This window comes from Streptomyces sp. NPDC127114 (assembly GCF_042677525.1).
Taxonomy (GTDB): Bacteria; Actinomycetota; Actinomycetes; order Streptomycetales; family Streptomycetaceae; genus Streptomyces.
On sequence record NZ_JBHXTJ010000035.1, the window covers coordinates 37,083 to 54,162 of the forward strand.

At 71.6% G+C, this 17,080-nt stretch carries 14 protein-coding genes; 7 read left to right on the top strand and 7 right to left on the bottom strand.

From position 1 onward, the window contains the following. Nucleotides 1-2 precede the first annotated feature (2 nt). Nucleotides 3-191 (bottom strand): hypothetical protein, encoded by a 189-nt coding sequence (locus ACFVGS_RS28255; protein WP_384422996.1) that lies wholly within the window; start codon nt 189-191, stop codon nt 3-5. A 111-nt stretch (nt 192-302) separates the two neighbouring features. Here ACFVGS_RS28255 and ACFVGS_RS28260 point away from each other — a divergent pair, with 111 nt between their 5' ends. Together ACFVGS_RS28260 and ACFVGS_RS28265 are read left to right on the top strand one after the other, a co-directional pair. Next, complete coding sequence (locus tag ACFVGS_RS28260) at nt 303-1,889, top strand: Na+/H+ antiporter (RefSeq protein WP_384422995.1); 1,587 nt, start codon at nt 303-305, stop codon at nt 1,887-1,889. 37 nt (nt 1,890-1,926) lie between these two features. Beyond that, on the top strand, nt 1,927-2,496 hold the full coding sequence (locus ACFVGS_RS28265) for a dienelactone hydrolase family protein (protein WP_385694369.1): 570 nt from the start codon (nt 1,927-1,929) through the stop codon (nt 2,494-2,496). Between the two features lie 87 nt (nt 2,497-2,583). On the opposite strand, the gene ACFVGS_RS28270 is transcribed toward ACFVGS_RS28265, so the two are convergent. The 5 genes from ACFVGS_RS28270 to ACFVGS_RS28290 form a co-directional block, all read right to left on the bottom strand. Beyond that, nucleotides 2,584-3,555 carry a zinc metalloprotease gene (locus ACFVGS_RS28270; protein ID WP_384422991.1) on the bottom strand — a complete coding sequence of 324 codons (972 nt, stop codon included), beginning with the start codon at nt 3,553-3,555 and terminating at the stop codon, nt 2,584-2,586. Nucleotides 3,556-3,892: 337 nt separating this feature from the next. Beyond that, entirely contained in the window at nt 3,893-5,542 is a 1,650-nt protein-coding gene (locus ACFVGS_RS28275; RefSeq protein WP_385694372.1) for an alkaline phosphatase D family protein, read from the bottom strand. A 216-nt stretch (nt 5,543-5,758) separates the two neighbouring features. After that, entirely contained in the window at nt 5,759-6,574 is an 816-nt protein-coding gene (locus ACFVGS_RS28280) for a thioredoxin domain-containing protein (RefSeq protein ID WP_384422987.1), read from the bottom strand. A 110-nt stretch (nt 6,575-6,684) separates the two neighbouring features. After that, nucleotides 6,685-7,419: a hypothetical protein gene (locus ACFVGS_RS28285; RefSeq protein ID WP_385694375.1), complete on the bottom strand. Its 735-nt coding sequence runs from the start codon at nt 7,417-7,419 to the stop codon at nt 6,685-6,687. Between the two features lie 81 nt (nt 7,420-7,500). After that, on the bottom strand, nt 7,501-8,826 hold the full coding sequence (locus tag ACFVGS_RS28290; protein WP_384422983.1) for a DUF2252 domain-containing protein: 1,326 nt from the start codon (nt 8,824-8,826) through the stop codon (nt 7,501-7,503). Nucleotides 8,827-9,062: 236 nt separating this feature from the next. Between ACFVGS_RS28290 and dnaE the strand changes: the two genes are divergently transcribed. Next, entirely contained in the window at nt 9,063-12,602 is a 3,540-nt protein-coding gene (dnaE, locus tag ACFVGS_RS28295; RefSeq protein WP_384422981.1) for a DNA polymerase III subunit alpha, read from the top strand. Nucleotides 12,603-12,729: 127 nt separating this feature from the next. On the opposite strand, the gene ACFVGS_RS28300 is transcribed toward dnaE, so the two are convergent. Beyond that, nucleotides 12,730-12,903, bottom strand: coding sequence for a hypothetical protein (locus ACFVGS_RS28300; protein ID WP_384422566.1), 174 nt, complete (start codon nt 12,901-12,903; stop codon nt 12,730-12,732). 262 nt (nt 12,904-13,165) lie between these two features. On the opposite strand from ACFVGS_RS28300, the gene ACFVGS_RS28305 reads away from it, so the two are divergent. The 4 genes from ACFVGS_RS28305 (at nt 13,166) to ACFVGS_RS28320 (ending at nt 17,051) form a co-directional block, all read left to right on the top strand. After that, a complete protein-coding gene (locus tag ACFVGS_RS28305) occupies nt 13,166-14,470 on the top strand; it encodes an NYN domain-containing protein (RefSeq protein WP_385694378.1) in 1,305 nt (434 codons plus the stop codon). A gap of 20 nt (nt 14,471-14,490) precedes the next feature. Further along, nucleotides 14,491-15,462, top strand: coding sequence for an ABC transporter ATP-binding protein (locus ACFVGS_RS28310; RefSeq protein ID WP_384422628.1), 972 nt, complete (start codon nt 14,491-14,493; stop codon nt 15,460-15,462). Between the two features lie 67 nt (nt 15,463-15,529). Beyond that, on the top strand, nt 15,530-16,357 hold the full coding sequence (locus ACFVGS_RS28315; RefSeq protein WP_384422570.1) for an ABC transporter permease: 828 nt from the start codon (nt 15,530-15,532) through the stop codon (nt 16,355-16,357). 61 nt (nt 16,358-16,418) lie between these two features. Next, nucleotides 16,419-17,051, top strand: a complete 633-nt coding sequence (locus ACFVGS_RS28320; protein WP_385694380.1) for a DUF2567 domain-containing protein — start codon at nt 16,419-16,421, stop codon at nt 17,049-17,051. Nucleotides 17,052-17,080: the final 29 nt, after the last annotated feature.

Consider the following 17,080-nt stretch of genomic DNA (forward strand, 5'->3'; position numbering starts at 1 on the left):
GGCTACTTCCAGGTGTGGCAGCCGTGCGGACGCTCGTCCGCGGGTCCGGTGCACTGACCGCTCTGGCCGCCGCCGTTTCCGCCGTTGGTCGGCGGGTGCGGGGTCGCCAGCGCGGCCGAGCCGGCGCCGAGAACGCCGGTAATGGCCAGGACGAGAGCGGCCGTGCCGCGCCCGATGCGCTTCATCTGCATGACATCCTCCTGACGAGTTGGCGGAATGTCCCTTTCATGCTATGTCTCCCCGGTTCGCCGGGCAGGGTGAGAAGGTGATCACCTACCTGCCCCGAGGCCGAAAGGGACATAGTGGACCAGCTCGCCCTGCTGTTCCTGCTGCTGCTCGGCGCCGTGCTCACGGTCCCTCTCGGGGAACGGCTCGGGCTGCCCGCACCGGTCCTGATGACCCTCATCGGGATCGTGCTGGCCTTCCTGCCCTTCGTGCCGAACGTCGACGTCCCGCCCGAGCTCATCCTTCCGCTGGTCCTGCCGCCGCTGCTCTACGCGTCGGTGCAGCGCACCTCCTGGCGGCAGTTCGCGGCCAACAGGCGGCCGATCTTCCTGCTGGCGGTGGCCCTGGTGTTCGTCACGACGGCCGCCGTCGGCGCCGTCGCGGACGCTCTGGTGCCCGGGATCCCGCTGGCCGCCGCGCTGGCGCTCGGCGCGCTGGTCGCGCCGCCCGACCCGGTCGCGGCGACCGCGGTGGCCGGGTCGCTCGGGCTGCCCCGGCGGCTCGTGTCGATCCTGGAGGGCGAGGGCCTCTTCAACGACGTCACCGCGATCGTGCTCTACCACGTGGCGATCACCGCCGTGGTCAGCGGGCGCTTCTCGTGGCCCGAGGCGCTGGGTCAGCTCGTCCTGTCGGCGGTCGTCGCGGTCGCCGTCGGGCTCGCCCTCGGCTGGGTCGCCAACCGGCTGATGGGCTTCCTCGGCGACGCCACGCTGCAGACCGGGCTCACCCTCCTCGTACCGTTCGTCTCCTACGTCCTGGCCGAGGAGCTGCACGGCTCCGGCGTGCTCGCGGTGCTCGTCACGGCGCTCTTCCTGGCCGAGCACGCGGTGGACGCCGACGACGTCATGGGGCGGCTGGCCGGCCAGACCTTCTGGGAGGTCGTCGACACCCTGGTCACCGGCATCGCCTTCGGCCTGATCGGCCTGGAGCTCGTCCACGTCTTCGGGGTGGCCGAGGGGCGCGGCGCGCAGATGCTCGGCTGGGGCCTGGCCGTGGTCGGCGTGGTGGTCGGGGTGCGGCTGCTGTGGCTGCTGCCGGCCACCTGGCTGGCGCAGCGGATGCACGACCGCCGGGACGTCGCCGAGGAGATCCCGGTGAGCTGGCGGGAGACCGTCGTCATGTGGTGGTCCGGGATGCGCGGGGTGGCCTCGGTGGCGCTCGCCCTCGCCATCCCGCTCCGCACGGACGACGGCTCGCCCTTCCCCGGCCGGGACGAGCTCGTCTTCATCGCCTTCTGTGTGATCATCGCGACCCTGGTGGTGCAGGGCCTCACGCTGCCCTGGCTGGTGCGCAGGCTCGGTGTGCGGGCGGACACGGACGCCGAGCGGGCCTTCGAGCGGGAGCTGGCGGTCCGGGCGGCGAAGGCGGCCCGGCACCGGCTGAAGGAGATCGAGGAGCTGGAGGAGCTGCCCGAGGACGTGGCCGAGAGGCTGCAGCGCGGGGCCTTCGACATCGGGGCGCGGATCAGCCCGGACATGGTGGACGAGGAACGGCGGGCCGCGTTCTCGCAGCGCGTGCAGCGGCTGCGGTCGGTGCACCGGATCCAGAAGGAGATGATGTCGGCGGCCCGCCACGCGGTGCTCTCGGCGCGCAGCGAACCGGGAGCCGACCCGGAGGTGGTGGACCGCGTGCTGCGGCAGCTGGACGTGCGCAGCATGCGCTGAGCCGGGGCGGCGGACCGCGGGTGGCAGGATGGGGCGCATGGACATCATGCTCTTCCACTCCGTCTACGGACTGACCCCTTCCGTCGAGGCCGCCGCCGAGCGCCTGCGCGCCGCCGGGCACCAGGTGTGGACGCCCGACCTCTTCGGCGGCCGGACGGTGGGCACCGTGGAGGAGGGCATGGAACTCCGGGACGCGATCGGCAAGGACGAGCTGCTGAAGCGGGCCGTGCTCGCGACGGCGCCCTACTCGGAGCGGGGCCTGGTCTACATGGGCCTGTCCTTCGGCGCCTCCGTGGCGCAGACGCTGGCGCTCGGCGACGAGAAGGCGCGCGGCCTGCTGCTGCTCCACGGGACCTCGGACATCGCCGAGTCGGCCTCGGTGGACGAGCTGCCGGTGCAGCTGCACGTGGCCGAGCCCGATCCGTTCGAGACCGACGACTGGCTGTCGGCCTGGTACCTCCGGATGCGTAAGACGGGCGCGGACGTGGAGGTCTACCGCTACCGCGGCGCCGGTCACCTGTACACCGACCCGGAGCTGCCGGACTACGACGCGGAGGCGGCGGAGCGCACCTGGGCGGTGGCGCTGGCCTTCCTGGACAGCCTGTAGGCCCCGGAGGGCCGTACGGCGGGAAAAGGGGCGTGGCCCCCGGGGAGCGGTTCCCCGGGGGCCACGTCGCTGTGTCCGGACGGTCCGTCAGGCGCGGTACGCGGTCCAGGCGTCGTTCATGCGGGCCACCTGGCCGGCGGTGAACTGGTACATGCAGTTGTCGTACGTGTAGTCCATGAAGTTGTGGATCGGGTCCACACCGGTCTTGGAGGCGCACGAGTCACGGCCGGTCGGGCACTCGTAGGCGGCGCTCTTCTCGGCCGGGGTGTCGGTGACGTAGTCGCCGTTGCCGTTGCAGCCGCCCTGGAAGGTGTGGTACAGGCCCAGCCAGTGGCCGACCTCGTGGGTGGCGGTGTCACCCTCGTTGTAGTTGGCGGCGGAGCCGCCGGGCAGCGAGGTGTCGAGGACGACGACGCCGTCCATCGACGGGTTGGACTGGTAGGAGGACGGGAAGGTCGCCCAGCCGAGCAGGCCGCCGCTGAGGTTGGCGGTGTAGAAGTTCAGCGCGTTGGCGCCGCCCTTGCGCAGGGTCTGCTTCATCTGCTTCTCGGCGGTGGAGCCGGAGGCCAGGTTGTACCAGCTGGCGTTGTCCGTGTAGTCGGTTCCGGCCAGGGTGAACTGGAAGCCCGTGTTCACGTTGCCGGTGCCCTGGCCGCCGTAGGCGGCGTTGAGGACGGCGAGCTGGTTGTTGATGTCGGTCGCGCTGAGCTTGCCCGTCGTACCGCTGTGGATGACGTGGAAGTAGACGGGGATCGAGACCGCGGTGGCGCCCTCGGCCGCGGAGGGGCTGAGGCGGCTGTCGGTCCAGGCGGCGGCCACTCTCTTCTTCAGGTCCGCGTCCATGGCCTTGGCCTGGTCGGCGGTGATCTCGTTGGGCTCGGCCTTGTGGGCGTCGCCCTTGGCCTTGCGCGCGCCGGACAGGGCGGCGGTGCCGTCCTCGCACTTCTCGGCGGAGGCGCCGGCCAGGGTGGCGGTCGACGGGGCGGCCGCCGGGGCGGACAGCGGGGCCAGGGCCAGGGTTCCGGCCATGACGGCGGTGCCGAGCAGACGACGTGACATACGCGGCGATATACGGGCAAGAGCACGCACGGGTGACTCCTCGTGGGGGTTGGGGAGAGGTACTTCCTCGCCACCGCCGGGGAGATTACGCGTCCATGTCATATGTCGTTGAGGATTGATCAAGCCCAATCATTCAGCGGGCAAATCAGGGCATCGGGAAGAAAAACTTGTGCCGCTTCCGGAGTTTGAGACGTGGGCGTAACAGAAGAGATGACGAAGGCGGGTGGTGTGTCCGGATTCGACGCTCCGAACTCGCCACCCGCCGTAGTGATGTGATCTTCCGTTAACACGGAAGATCATGGCTGAAAATCGTCGTAGCTGTGTCCAGTGGCCTCCGTCAGTGCACCGGCTGGTACACCCGCTCGACACGCTGTGTTCCGGTCAGCGTGCGATACGAACGCGCCCAGGCCGCCGTCGCGCCCCGGTCCGCCCGGTCGGAGACCGTGTAGTAGTCCATCTGCGAACGCTCGGCGGTCACGTCGAGTACTCCGTACCCGTGGTGGTCCATGTCCACCCACTTCACATGGCGGTTGGCGGCCTTGATCGCGCCCGCGGCCACCACCGAGAGCGTGCCCGGCGCCACGTGCAGCAGGTCGTCCAGGTTGTCCGAGGTCACCGAGGTCACCACGAACTCCGTCGCCGCCGAGGCCGACAGCGGATAGGTCGAGGCCTTCACCGGGACGTCGTTGGCCCAGGCCATGTGGATGTCACCGGTCAGGAAGACCGTGTTGCGGATGCCCCGGTCCGTCAGGTGCTTCAGCAGCTCCTTGCGGTCGTCCGTGTAGCCGTCCCACTGGTCGACGTTGATCGCCAGGCCCTCCTGCGGCAGCCCGAGCAATTCGGCCAGCGGGCCGAGCAGATCGGCCGGCAGCGCGCCGAAGGCCACCGGCGAGATCATCACCGAGGTGCCCACCAGCTGCCAGGTCGCGTCCGAGGCCGAGAGGCCGGACTTCAGCCAGTCCAGCTGCGCCCGCCCGGTGATCGAGCGCTCGGGGTCGTCCACCTTGCCGCTGCCCACGCCCGCCTGCTGCGAGCGGAACGAGCGGAGGTCGAGCAGATGGAGATCGGCCAGGCGGCCGAAGCGCAGCCGCCGGTAGACCGTGCCCTCGGTGGAGGTGCGCACCGGCATCCACTCGAAGTACGCCCGCTTGGCGGCCGCGACCCGGTCCGCCCAGGCGCCCTCCGCGCCGGGCGTGTGGTTCTCGGCCCCGCCCGACCAGGCGTCGTTGGCGAACTCGTGGTCGTCCCAGATCGCCACGACCGGGTGCGCCGCGTGCAGCGCCTGGAGGTCGGCGTCCGACTTGTAGGTGGCGTGCCGCAGCCGGTAGTCGGCGAGCGAGACGATCTCGTGCGCCGGCTGGTGCTGCCGGACGGTGTACTCGGCCTTCGGATAGGAGCCCGTGCCGTACTCGTAGATGTAGTCGCCGAGGTGGAGGATCGCGTCCAGGTCGCTGCGGGCGGCCAGGTGGCGGTACGCGGAGAAGTACCCGGCCTCCCAGTTGGCACAGGACACCACGCCGAAGCGGACTCCGGGCGCGGCCGCGTCGACGGCGGGCGCGGTGCGGGTGCGGCCGACGGGGGAGACGGTCCCGCCCGCGGTGAAGCGGAACCAGTAGGCCGTGGCGGGCCGCAGGCCCCGTACGTCCACCTTCACGGTGTGGTCGGAGGAGGCGCCGGCGACGGCGGTGCCGCTCGTCACCGTACGGGCGAAGTCACGGTCCTCGGCCAGCTCCCAGCCGACCGTGACGTCGGGGCCCTGGCCGGAACCGGGCAGGGCGTCGGGAGTGGGGGTGACGCGCGTCCAGAGGAGGACGCCGTCGGGCAGCGGGTCGCCGGAGGCGACACCGTGCAGGAAGGAGGGCGCCCCGGCGTCGGCGAGTGCGGGCGAGGCGGCGGCCACCAGCGCCGGCGCGGCGACGGCCGTCACGGCGGCGGCCTTCACCACGGAGCGGCGGCTGGGGGCGGATATGTGGTTACGACTGGTCACGGCCCGTCAGATTACCGACTGGTAGGGCGAACTGGCAGACCTCTGCACAGATGTTCGTCCACTCTTCCCGGGCCGTTCCTCTCTTCCCGGCCCGTTCCTCCCGGACCGCGCGTCAGGTGCGCCTCGGCCGACCGGACCGCCGGCCGCCCGGGGCGCGGAAAAGCCCCCGGAGCGGGCGACTCCGAGGGCTTCCGCGGCCGTTCCGGCGCGTGGGCGTCAGGCCTTGAGGACCTTGCCGAGCGCCGCGTTGAACTGCTCGACGGTCAGCGGCGGGTTGTCGCTGCCCTCGGCCGTCAGCGTCTTGCCGTCCATCTTCAGCGTCGGCGTGCCGCGCACCCCGCTCTCGTCGAAGGCCTTGGACATCTTCATCGCCCAGGCGTCGAAGGTGCCGTTCTCGACGTTCTTCCTGAACTCCGCGTTGCCCTTCAGGGCCGGCACGGAGTCCGCCACCTCCAGCAGGTAGGAGTCCTTGGCGAACTTGTCCTGGCTCTCCTCGGGGTGGAACTTCGTCGAGTACAGCGCCGACTTGTACTTCAGGAAGGCCTCCGGGCTCACGTCCAGGGCCGCGCCCAGCGCCGACAGGGCGTTCTTGGAGCCCTCGCCCTGGTCGGCGTTGTCGATGAAGGTCGCGCCCACGTACTTGAGCTTGTACTTGCCGTCGGCGACGTCCTTCTCGACGGTGGCGCCCACGCTCTGCTCGAAGGTCGCGCACACCGGGCAGCGGGAGTCCTCGTAGACCTCCAGCGTCTGCTTCGCCTCCGGCTTGCCGAGGACCACGGTGGTGCCGTCGGTGCCCTCGGTGTTCTTCGGCGCCGTGACGTTCTTCGCGTCGGCGGCGGTCTCCCACGCGCCGGGCTTGCTTGCCTGCACGACGGCGTAGCCGATGCCGCCGGCGATCGCGAGGATGCCGAGCGCCGAGCCGGCGACGATCACCTGGCGGCGCGCCTTCTCCTTCTTGGCCTGCTTCTCACGCTCGATCCGCAGCCGCTCCCGGGCGGCCGCCTTGTTTGCCTGGCTGTTGCGCTTGCTCATGGTCCTGCACTCCGTGACGGGGAGAAGAAAAGGGAGGAAAAAGTGAGGAAAGGGGAGGAAAGGGGAGGGGCGCGCAGCGCCCGTCGTGAGCCGCCCGTCGAGCGGGTCGCTCAGACGAGGGCCAGGGCGGGCACGCGCGCGCCGGCCGGGGCCGTGCGCCCCGGGCGCGCGCTGCGCGGCGGTCCCCGCCGCCCCACGGAGTGCGCGAAGAGCCGGGTTCGGGACGGGCGCGGCCGGTCCACGGGGTGCCCGGCGCGCCGCGGGCGGGCCCCGACGGCGCGGAAGAAGGCGGCCGCCACCAGCAGGGGCCGGAAGGCGAAGGCCACGGCCGCCCGCAGCAGCCGGGCGAGGGCCCGCTCGCCGCCGCGCAGCCAGGCGGCGGCGCCGAGTCCGACCGCCACGTGGGCGCCGAGCAGCAGCCAGGGGACGGCGGGATCGGGCGAACTCAGCAGGGCCGCGGCCGTGCCGGTCCCCGGAGCCGCCACGCCGGGCAGCGGGGCGCCGACGGCGCCGCCGCACAGCGCGTCCACGTCGAAGCCGACCGTGCGCAGCGAACCGGCCACCGGCCCGCCGGCGGGCCCGTAACAGGCGACCTGTCCGCTGGTGAAAAGCGTGTCGGCGGCCAGTTCGAGCGGGACGAGGAGCCCGGCGATGGGGCCGAGGCCGCGCTCGCGGCCGGCCAGGGCGAACGCCACCGCGAAGACGGCCACGGCGACCGGGACGACCGCGCCGAGCGGCAGGGGCACCCCGGACAGCAGGACGTGCGAGGCCACGGACAGCGTCACGACCAGTGCCGTGAAGAACGCCGCCCGGAGGGCTCTCATCTGGATTCCTGCCATGTCCATCGCCGTGGAAGTGTGTCATGCCCGGCCGTAAGGCGGCCCTAAGCCCAGGCTGTGAGGAGACTCGCCGGCCCGCCGGCGGCCCTACAGGCCCGGGATCCGGCCGTTGCGGAACAGGTCCACGAAGATCTGGTGGTCGGCACGCGCGCGGGCGCCGTACGCGTGGGCGAAGTCCACCAGGAGCTCGCCGAAGCCCTCCTCGTCGCCGGCGATGGCGGCGTCGATGGCCCGCTCCGTGGAGAACGGCACCAGGGAGTGGCCGCTGGAGTCGTCCGCCGCCGCGTGCATGGCCGCCGTCGCCCGGCCGAGGTCGGCGACGGTCGCCGCGATCTCCTCCGGGTCGTCGATGTCCGACCAGTCCAGGTCCACCGCGTACGGCGAGACCTCGGCCACGAGCTGTCCGGTGCCGTCGAGCTCCGTCCATCCCAGCCACGGGTCGGCGTGCGCCTGCAGCGCCCGCTGCGAGATCACCGTGCGGTGGCCCTCGTGGTGGAAGTACGCCCGCACGGCCGCGTCGGTGACATGGCGCGAGACCGCCGGGGTCTGCGCCTGCTTCATGTAGATGACGACGTCGTTCTCCAGGGCGTCGCTGTTGCCCTCGAGGAGGATGTTGTACGAGGGCAGGCCGGCCGAGCCGATGCCGATGCCGCGGCGGCCGACGACGTCCTTGACCCGGTACGAGTCGGGGCGGGCCAGGCTCGACTCCGGCAGCGTCTCCAGGTAGCCGTCGAAGGCGGCGAGCACCTTGTAGCGGGTGGCCGCGTCCAGCTCCATGGCACCGCCGCCGGCGCTGAAACGGCGCTCGAACTCGCGGATCTCGGTCATCGAGTCGAGCAGCCCGAAGCGGGTCAGCGAGCGGGCCTCGCGCAGCGCGTCGAGCAGCGGGCCCTGGGCGCTGTCCAGGGTGAAGGGCGCGATCTCGTCGCTCTTGGCGCCGGTCGCGAGCGCGTGGATCCGCTCCCGGTAGGAGGCGGCGAAGATCCGCACCAGCTCCGTGATCTGGCGGTCGCTGAGCGCCTTCGCGTACCCGATCAGGGCGAGGGAGGCGGCGAGCCGCTTGAGGTCCCAGGTGAAGGGGCCGACGTACGCCTCGTCGAAGTCGTTGACGTTGAAGATCAGCCGGCCGTTGGCGTCCAGGTAGGTGCCGAAGTTCTCGGCGTGCAGATCGCCGTGGATCCACACCCGGCCGGTCCGCTCGTCCAGGTAGGGACCGCCGTGGGCCTCGCGCTCCAGGTCCTTGTAGAACAGGCAGGCCGTACCCCGGTAGAAGGCGAAGGCAGAACCGGCCATCTTCCGGAACTTGACCTTGAAGGCGGCGGGATCGGCCGCGAGCAGCTCGCCGAAGGCGGTGTCGAAGACGGAGAGGATCTGCTCACCGCGCTCGGCGGCGGTGGGCTGGGGGACCGGCATCGAGGAAGCCTCCTGGTCGGGAGCGCGGGGTGCGGACCGCGCGGGATGTGGCTGAAAATTGTGCATGACAAATGGGGCAGGTGTTCCCTGTCTCCCAACGCGCGACGCTCCCGCCGAGTGCCCGCCCGTCGCCCCTCGTCGAGGGGCCCCGCCCCGCCGTGTTCCATCCGACGCTGTCAGTGGGTCGACGTAGACTTCCACGCTGACCCCCAAGAATTCGCCCGGAGGCATCCCCCGTGACCAAGCCGCCCTTCACGCACCTCCACGTCCACACCCAGTACTCCCTGCTGGACGGTGCCGCGCGGCTGAAGGACATGTTCAACGCGTGCAACGAGATGGGCATGACCCATATCGCCATGTCCGACCACGGAAACCTCCACGGCGCGTACGACTTCTTCCACAGCGCCACGAAGGCCGGCGTGACGCCGATCATCGGCATCGAGGCCTACGTCGCCCCGGAGTCCCGCCGCAACAAGCGGAAGATCCAGTGGGGCCAGCCGCACCAGAAGAAGGACGACGTCTCCGGTTCCGGTGGTTACACCCACAAGACGATCTGGGCGGCGAACAACACCGGGCTGCACAACCTCTTCCGGCTGTCCTCCGACGCGTACGCCGAGGGCTGGCTGCAGAAGTGGCCGCGCATGGACAAGGAGACCATCTCCCAGTGGTCGGAGGGCCTGATCGCCTCCACCGGCTGCCCCTCCGGCGAGCTCCAGACCCGGCTGCGTCTCGGCCAGTTCGACGAGGCCCTGAAGTCCGCCTCCGAGTACCAGGACATCTTCGGCAAGGACCGGTACTTCCTGGAGCTGATGGACCACGGCATCGAGATCGAGCGCCGGGTCCGTGACGGCCTCCTGGAGATCGGCAAGAAGCTCGGCATCCCGCCGCTGGTCACCAACGACTCGCACTACACGTACGCGCACGAGGCGGCCGCCCACGACGCCCTGCTGTGCATCCAGACCGGCAAGAACCTCTCGGACCCCGACCGCTTCAAGTTCGACGGCACCGGCTACTACCTGAAGTCCACGGACGAGATGTACGCCATCGACTCCTCGGACGCCTGGCAGGAGGGCTGCCGCAACACGCTGCTGGTCGCCGAGCAGATCGACACCACCGGCATGTTCGAGAAGCGCGACCTCATGCCGAAGTTCGACATTCCCGAGGGCTACACCGAGGTCACCTGGTTCCGCGAGGAGACCATGCGGGGCATGCACCGGCGGTTCCCGAACGGGATCCCCGAGGACCGCATGAAGCAGGTCGAGTACGAGATGGACACCATCATCTCGATGGGCTTCCCGGGCTACTTCCTCGTCGTCGCCGACTTCATCATGTGGGCGAAGAAGCAGGGCATCGCCGTGGGCCCGGGCCGAGGCTCCGCGGCCGGCTCGATCGTCGCGTACGCCATGGGCATCACCGACCTCGACCCGATCCCGCACGGACTGATCTTCGAGCGCTTCCTCAACCCCGAGCGCATCTCCATGCCCGATGTCGACATCGACTTCGACGAGCGCCGGCGCGTCGAGGTGATCCGGTACGTGACCGAGAAGTACGGCGCCGACAAGGTCGCCATGATCGGCACGTACGGAAAGATCAAGGCCAAGAACGCGATCAAGGACTCCGCCCGCGTCCTCGGCTACCCGTACGCGATGGGCGACCGGCTCACCAAGGCCATGCCCGCCGACGTCCTCGGCAAGGGCATCGACCTCGACGGCATCACCAACCCGTCCCACCCGCGCTACAGCGAGGCGGGCGAGATCCGGGCGATGTACGAGAACGAGCCGGACGTGAAGAAGGTGATCGACACCGCCAAGGGCGTCGAGGGCCTGGTCCGCCAGATGGGTGTGCACGCGGCCGGCGTGATCATGTCCAGCGAGCCGATCGTCGACCACGCCCCGATCTGGGTGCGGCACACGGACGGCGTGACCATCACGCAGTGGGACTACCCGCAGTGCGAGTCGCTCGGCCTGCTGAAGATGGACTTCCTGGGCCTGCGGAACCTCACCATCATGGACGACGCCGTCAAGATGGTGAAGGCCAACAAGGGCGTGGAGCTCGACCTGCTCGCCCTGCCGCTGGACGACCCGAAGACCTTCGAACTGCTCCAGCGCGGTGACACCCTCGGCGTCTTCCAGTTCGACGGCGGCCCCATGCGGTCCCTGCTGCGGCTGATGAAGCCCGACAACTTCGAAGACATCTCCGCCGTGTCCGCGCTCTACCGCCCGGGCCCGATGGGCATGAACTCGCACACGAACTACGCGCTCCGCAAGAACGGGCAGCAGGAGATCACCCCGATCCACCCGGAGCTGGAGGAACCCCTCAAGGAGGTCCTCGACGTCACCTACGGCCTGATCGTCTACCAGGAGCAGGTGCAGAAGGCCGCCCAGATCATCGCCGGCTACTCTCTCGGCGAGGCCGACATCCTCCGCCGCGTCATGGGCAAGAAGAAGCCCGACGAGCTGGCGAAGAACTTCACCATCTTCCAGGCCGGCGCCAAGAAGAACGGCTACAGCGACGAGGCCATCCAGGCCCTCTGGGACGTCCTGGTCCCCTTCGCCGGCTACGCCTTCAACAAGGCGCACTCCGCCGCGTACGGCCTGGTCTCCTACTGGACCGCCTACCTCAAGGCGAACTACCCCGCCGAGTACATGGCGGGACTGCTCACCTCGGTCAAGGACGACAAGGACAAGTCCGCCGTCTACCTGAACGAGTGCCGCCGCATGGGCATCAAGGTGCTCCCGCCGAACGTCAACGAGTCCGAGGCGAACTTCGCCGCGCAGGGCGACGACGTGATCCTCTTCGGCCTCACCGCCGTCCGCAACGTCGGCGCCAACGTCGTCGAGTCGATCATCAGGACCCGCAAGAGCAAGGGGAAGTACAGCTCCTTCCCCGACTTCCTCGACAAGGTCGAGGCCGTGGTCTGCAACAAGCGGACCGTCGAGTCGCTGATCAAGGCCGGTGCCTTCGACACCATGGGCCACACCCGCAAGGGCCTGGTCGCCCAGCACGAGCCCATGATCGACACCGTGGTGGCGGTCAAGCGCAAGGAGGCCGAGGGCCAGTTCGACCTCTTCGGCGGCATGGGCGACGAGGGCGGTGACGAGCCGGGCTTCGGCCTCGACGTCGAGTTCTCCGACGTCGAGTGGGAGAAGGCCTACCTGCTCGCCCAGGAGCGCGAGATGCTCGGCCTCTACGTCTCCGACCACCCGCTCTTCGGCCTCGAGCACGTCCTGTCCGACAAGACCGACGCCGGCATCTCCCAGCTCACCGGTGGCGAGCACGCGGACGGCGCGGTCGTCACCATCGGCGGCATCATCTCCGGCCTCCAGCGGAAGATGACCAAGCAGGGCAACGCCTGGGCCATCGCCACCGTCGAGGACCTGGCCGGCTCCATCGAGTGCATGTTCTTCCCGGCCACCTACCAGCTGGTCTCCACCCAGCTGGTCGAGGACGCGGTCGTCTTCGTCAAGGGCCGGCTCGACAAGCGCGAGGACGTCCCCCGCCTGGTCGCCATGGAGCTGATGGTCCCGGACCTGTCGAACGCGGGCACCAACGCGCCGGTCGTCCTGACCATCCCGACGGTCAAGGTCACCCCGCCGATGATCAGTCGGCTGGGCGAGATCCTCCAGCACCACAAGGGCAACACCGAGGTCCGGATCAAGCTCCAGGGGCCGCGCTCGACCACCGTGCTCCGGCTCGACCGGCACCGGGTCCAGCCCGACCCGGCGCTCTTCGGCGACCTCAAGGTGCTGCTCGGCCCGTCCTGCCTGGCCGGATAGCAGACTCGGCCGGCTGTCCGGCCGTCCGTCGTCCGGATCCCGCCGCACGCGCAAGGGGCGCGCCCGTCGTCACGGGCGCGCCCCTTTGCCGTCGGCTCGTGCCTCCGGCTTGTCCGCCGTCGGCTCGTCAGTTGTGGCCGAAACGCTTCTGCCGGCCCTTGCGAGCCATGTCGCCCGGGGTGACCTGCGCGGCGCGCTGCTCGGCCTGGGACTCCATCGAAGACTGCTGGGCCTGCTGCGCACCGCGCTCGGCCTGCGAGCCGCGCTGCTGACTGCGGTCCTGCTTCCGGTTCTTGGCCATGGTGATGATGCCTCCTCAAAGGGGTGTGGGGGCCAGGGCCGCTGTCAGACTCACACACGGCAGGAAGCGCCGCATTTTGGATCATTACGGACGGTAAACGCCGTCTCCCGGGCACCCCCACGTGAGATCCGCCACGCCGATGATCCAGTTCCGGACGTCAACCCCACCGCGGTCGGGCAGACTCGGAGGAACCCGGAGCACTTCCGATCCCGAGGTTCCCGCAGGGCTTCCCGAAGCTTCCCGAAGCGCTTTCCGAAAGAGGGTGGAACACGTGGACCGATGCGTCGTCCTGGTGGATGCCGGCTACCTCCTTGGCGCCGCCGCCAGCCTCCTCGCCGGCGAACCGGCCCGCTCGCGGATCACCGTCGACCACGCCGCACTCGTCCAGCAGCTGCGCGAACGCGCCGAGGCCGACACCCAGCAGCCGCTGCTGCGGATCTACTGGTTCGACGGCGCGCCCGACCGGGTGCCGCAGCCCGAGCACCGCCGGCTGCGCGTCATGCCCCGCGTCACCGTCCGGCTGGGCGCCCTGACCCGCAGCGACGGCCGCTGGGCCCAGAAGGGCGTCGACGCGGCCATGCACACCGAGCTCACCGAGCTCTCCCGCAACCGCGCCTGCTCCGACATCGTCCTCGTCACCGGCGACGGCGACCTGCTGCCCGGCCTGATGTCCGCCAAGGAACACGGCGTCGCCGTCCACCTGTGGGCCGTCCAGGCCGCCGACGGCGACTACAACCAGTCCGAGGACCTGGTCGCTGAGGCCGACGAGCGGCGCGTCCTCGACCGCGCCTGGATCACCCGCGCCGTCCGCGCCAGGGACCTCACCGGACTGTGCGCCCCGCCGCCCGCGCCCCGCCCGGAGATCGCCGCGATCCTCTCCGCGCCGCTGCCCGAGTCCGCCCTCGCCGCCTCCGCCGAACGGGCCGCCGCGGCCGCGCACAACGGCTCCGCCGCGTCCGCGCCCGTCGCTCCCGCCGACACCCCGGACCCCGACCCGGCACCGGCGGGCGAAGCGGTCAACGGCACCGGCGTCCCGGCGCCCGCCACCGCCAGGAACGTCCCCACACCCAAGGACCTCGCCGCACTGCGCGGCCCCACCGCGCCGGCCGCGCCGAGCGCGCACGGCGCCACCCTGCGCTGGTCCTCCGACAAGGGCTGGATCGACCGCCCAGCCCCGGCCCTCGGCGAACCCGCCGAGACGGCGTCGCTGCCCACCCTCGCCCAGCTCACCAGCGCCGAGCAGCGCTGGGCCGACCGCGAGGAGGACATCACCACCGTCGGCGGCGACCCCTACGAGGTCGGCCAGGTCTTCGCCCGCCGCTGGCTCGACCGGCTCCCCGAGCCCGGGCACGTCCCCAAGCTCGCCACCATGTACCCGCGCATCCCGCACCGCATCGACGGCGAACTCCTCCGCTACGCCGCCCGCTTCGGTCTGCTCGCCCACAAGGACGACCAGATCGACGAGCACGACCGCTACGCGATCCGGGCCGGCTTCTGGCGCGAGATCGACGTCCACGCCGCCGCACAGCACGCCCCCGCGCCCGAGGAGAGCCGGGGGACCCCGTAGGCTCATCCCTTGTGAGTACGGTGTGCGCGGTGCGGGACCTGGTGAAGACGTACCCCGCCACACGCGGCAGACGCGGCACGCCCGCGACCCCCGAGGTACGGGCCACCGACGGGATCAGCCTCGATGTGCGCGGCGGCGAGATCTTCGGCCTGCTCGGCCCCAACGGCGCCGGCAAGTCCACGCTCGTCCGCCAGCTCACCGGCCTCATGCGCCCCGACTCCGGCACCGTCCGGATGCTCGGCCACGACCTGGTCCGCCACCCCGAGCGGGCCGCCCGGCTCCTCGCCTACCTCGGCCAGGAGTCCACGGCCCTCGACGAGCTGACCGTCGCCCTCGCCGCCGAGACCACCGGCCGGCTGCGCGGCCTCGGCATCCGCGAGGCCCGCGCCGCCCGCGACGCCGTCCTCGACGAGCTGGGCCTCGGCGAGCTCGCCGGCCGGCCCCTCAAGAAGCTCTCCGGCGGCCAGCGCCGGCTCGCCTGCGTCGCCGCCGCCCTCGTCGGCGAGCGGCCCGTGCTCGTCCTCGACGAACCCACCACCGGCATGGACCCGGTCGCCCGCCGGGCCGTCTGGGCCGCCGTCGACCGGCGGCGCGCCGACCACGGCACCACCGTCCTGCTCGTCACCCACAACGTCATCGAGGCCGAGACCGTCCTCGACCGGGTCGCCGTCCTCGACCGCGGCCGCGTCATCGCCTGCGACACCCCCGCCGGACTCAAGGAGAGGGTCGCGGGCGAGGTACGGGTCGAGCTGGTCTGGCGCGAGCACGCCCCGCTGGACGTCCCCGAGGTCGCCGCGCTGCGCACCTCCGCGCAGGAGTCCGGCCGCCGCTGGGTGCTCCGGCTCGCCCCGGACGAGGCGCGTGCGGCGGTCGCCGCGGTGACCGGCGGGGCGGCCTTCGCGGCCCTGGACGACTTCACCCTGGCGACGCCCAGCCTGGAGGACGTGTACCTGGCGCTCGGCGGCGAGACCCGGGGACTGGTGAAGGCGTGACGCACCCCAGGACGCACCGCGTCACGGACCCGTACGCGTACGAGTCGACCGTCAGGAGCTGGACGAGTTGAGCACCCTGCCCGCCGAGGCCCTCACGGCCGGCGTGCCCGTCGGCCAGGCCCGCGACGAGGAGCCGGACGCGGCCCCGCTCGCCCCGCGGGCCCGGCTGCTCCCCGCGCTCGGCGCGGTCTACCGCGCCCAGCTCTCGCGCGCCCGGGTCGCCCGGATCCCGCTGCTCTTCGTGGCGACCTTCCAGTCGATCGGGATCATGGTCCTGATGCGGGGCGTCGTCGACGGCGGCTCGGAGGCCCGCGCCGTGGTCGCCGGCTCCGCCGTGCTCGTCGTCGCCTTCGTGGCCCTCAACCTGCTCGCCCAGTACTTCGGCCAGCTGCGCGCGAGCGGCGGGCTCGACCACTACGCGACGCTGCCCGTGCCGCCCGCGGCCGTGGTGCTCGGCGCCGCCGGCGCGTACGCCTCCTTCACCGTGCCCGGGACGGTGGTGACCGCGGTCGCCGGCTCGGTGCTCTTCGGGCTTCCGCTCGGCCATCTGTGGATCCTCGCGGCGGTGGTGCCGCTGTCCGGGGCCGCGCTCGCCGGGCTCGGCGCGGCGCTCGGCCTGCTCGCCCCACGGCAGGAGCTCGCCACCCTGCTCGGCCAGCTCGGCATGTCGGCGGCGCTGCTGCTCGGCGTGCTGCCCGCCGAGCGGCTGCCCGCCCCGATCGGCTGGGCACGGGACCTGCTGCCCTCCACGTACGGCGTGGAGGCCCTGGCCCGCACCTTCGACACCCACCCGGACTGGACGGCCGTCTGCCTCGACCTCGCCGTGTGCGGGGCGGTGGGCGTGGTCTCGCTCGCGGTCGCCACCTGGGCCTACCGGAGGGCCGCGGTCCGCTGAGGGGCAGCCCGGGCCCCGGTCCGCTGAGGCGGCGCACAGCCGTACCTGGCACGATGGCGTCGTGACCGCACCTCTGACTCCGCCGCACCAGCCGCCGCACGACTCCGCCTGGCCCGCGCCCGACCCGGTGCCGCCCGCATCGGGCGGCGCCCCGGACACGGCGACCGAGCTGCGGCAGTCCGCCGTGGTGGTCGCCGCGTCCGTGGTGGCCGGCGCGCTGCTCGGTCTGCTGTGGCTGTGGCTCGCGCCGCGGGTGACGCTGTTCTCCGACGGCAAGGCGGTCTACCTCAAGGACAGCGAGGGCGAGTCCGCCATCGGCATGGACGGGACGTTCGTCCTGATCGCCCTCGGCTTCGGCGTCCTCGCCGCCGTCCTGGTCTTCCTGGTCCACCGGCACGGCGGTGTCGCGCTCGTCCTGGGCCTCGCGGCCGGCGGCGTCCTCGGCTCGCTCCTCGGCTGGGGCGTGGGCGTCTGGCTCGGCCCGGAGCGCAACGTCGTCGCCCACGCCAAGGCGGTCGGCCCCGACGTCCTCTTCGAGGCGCCGCTGGAGCTCAAGATGGGCGCCGCGGCGATGCTGGCCTGGCCGGTCGCCGCGATGATCGTCCACCTCGCCCTGACCGCCCTGTTCGGACCGCGCGACCCGGAGCCCGAGGACGGGCCCTGGCCGCCGACGCCCACGCCGCCGCAGGGCTGAGCGCCGGGCGGCGTGGTGCCCGCGGTCGC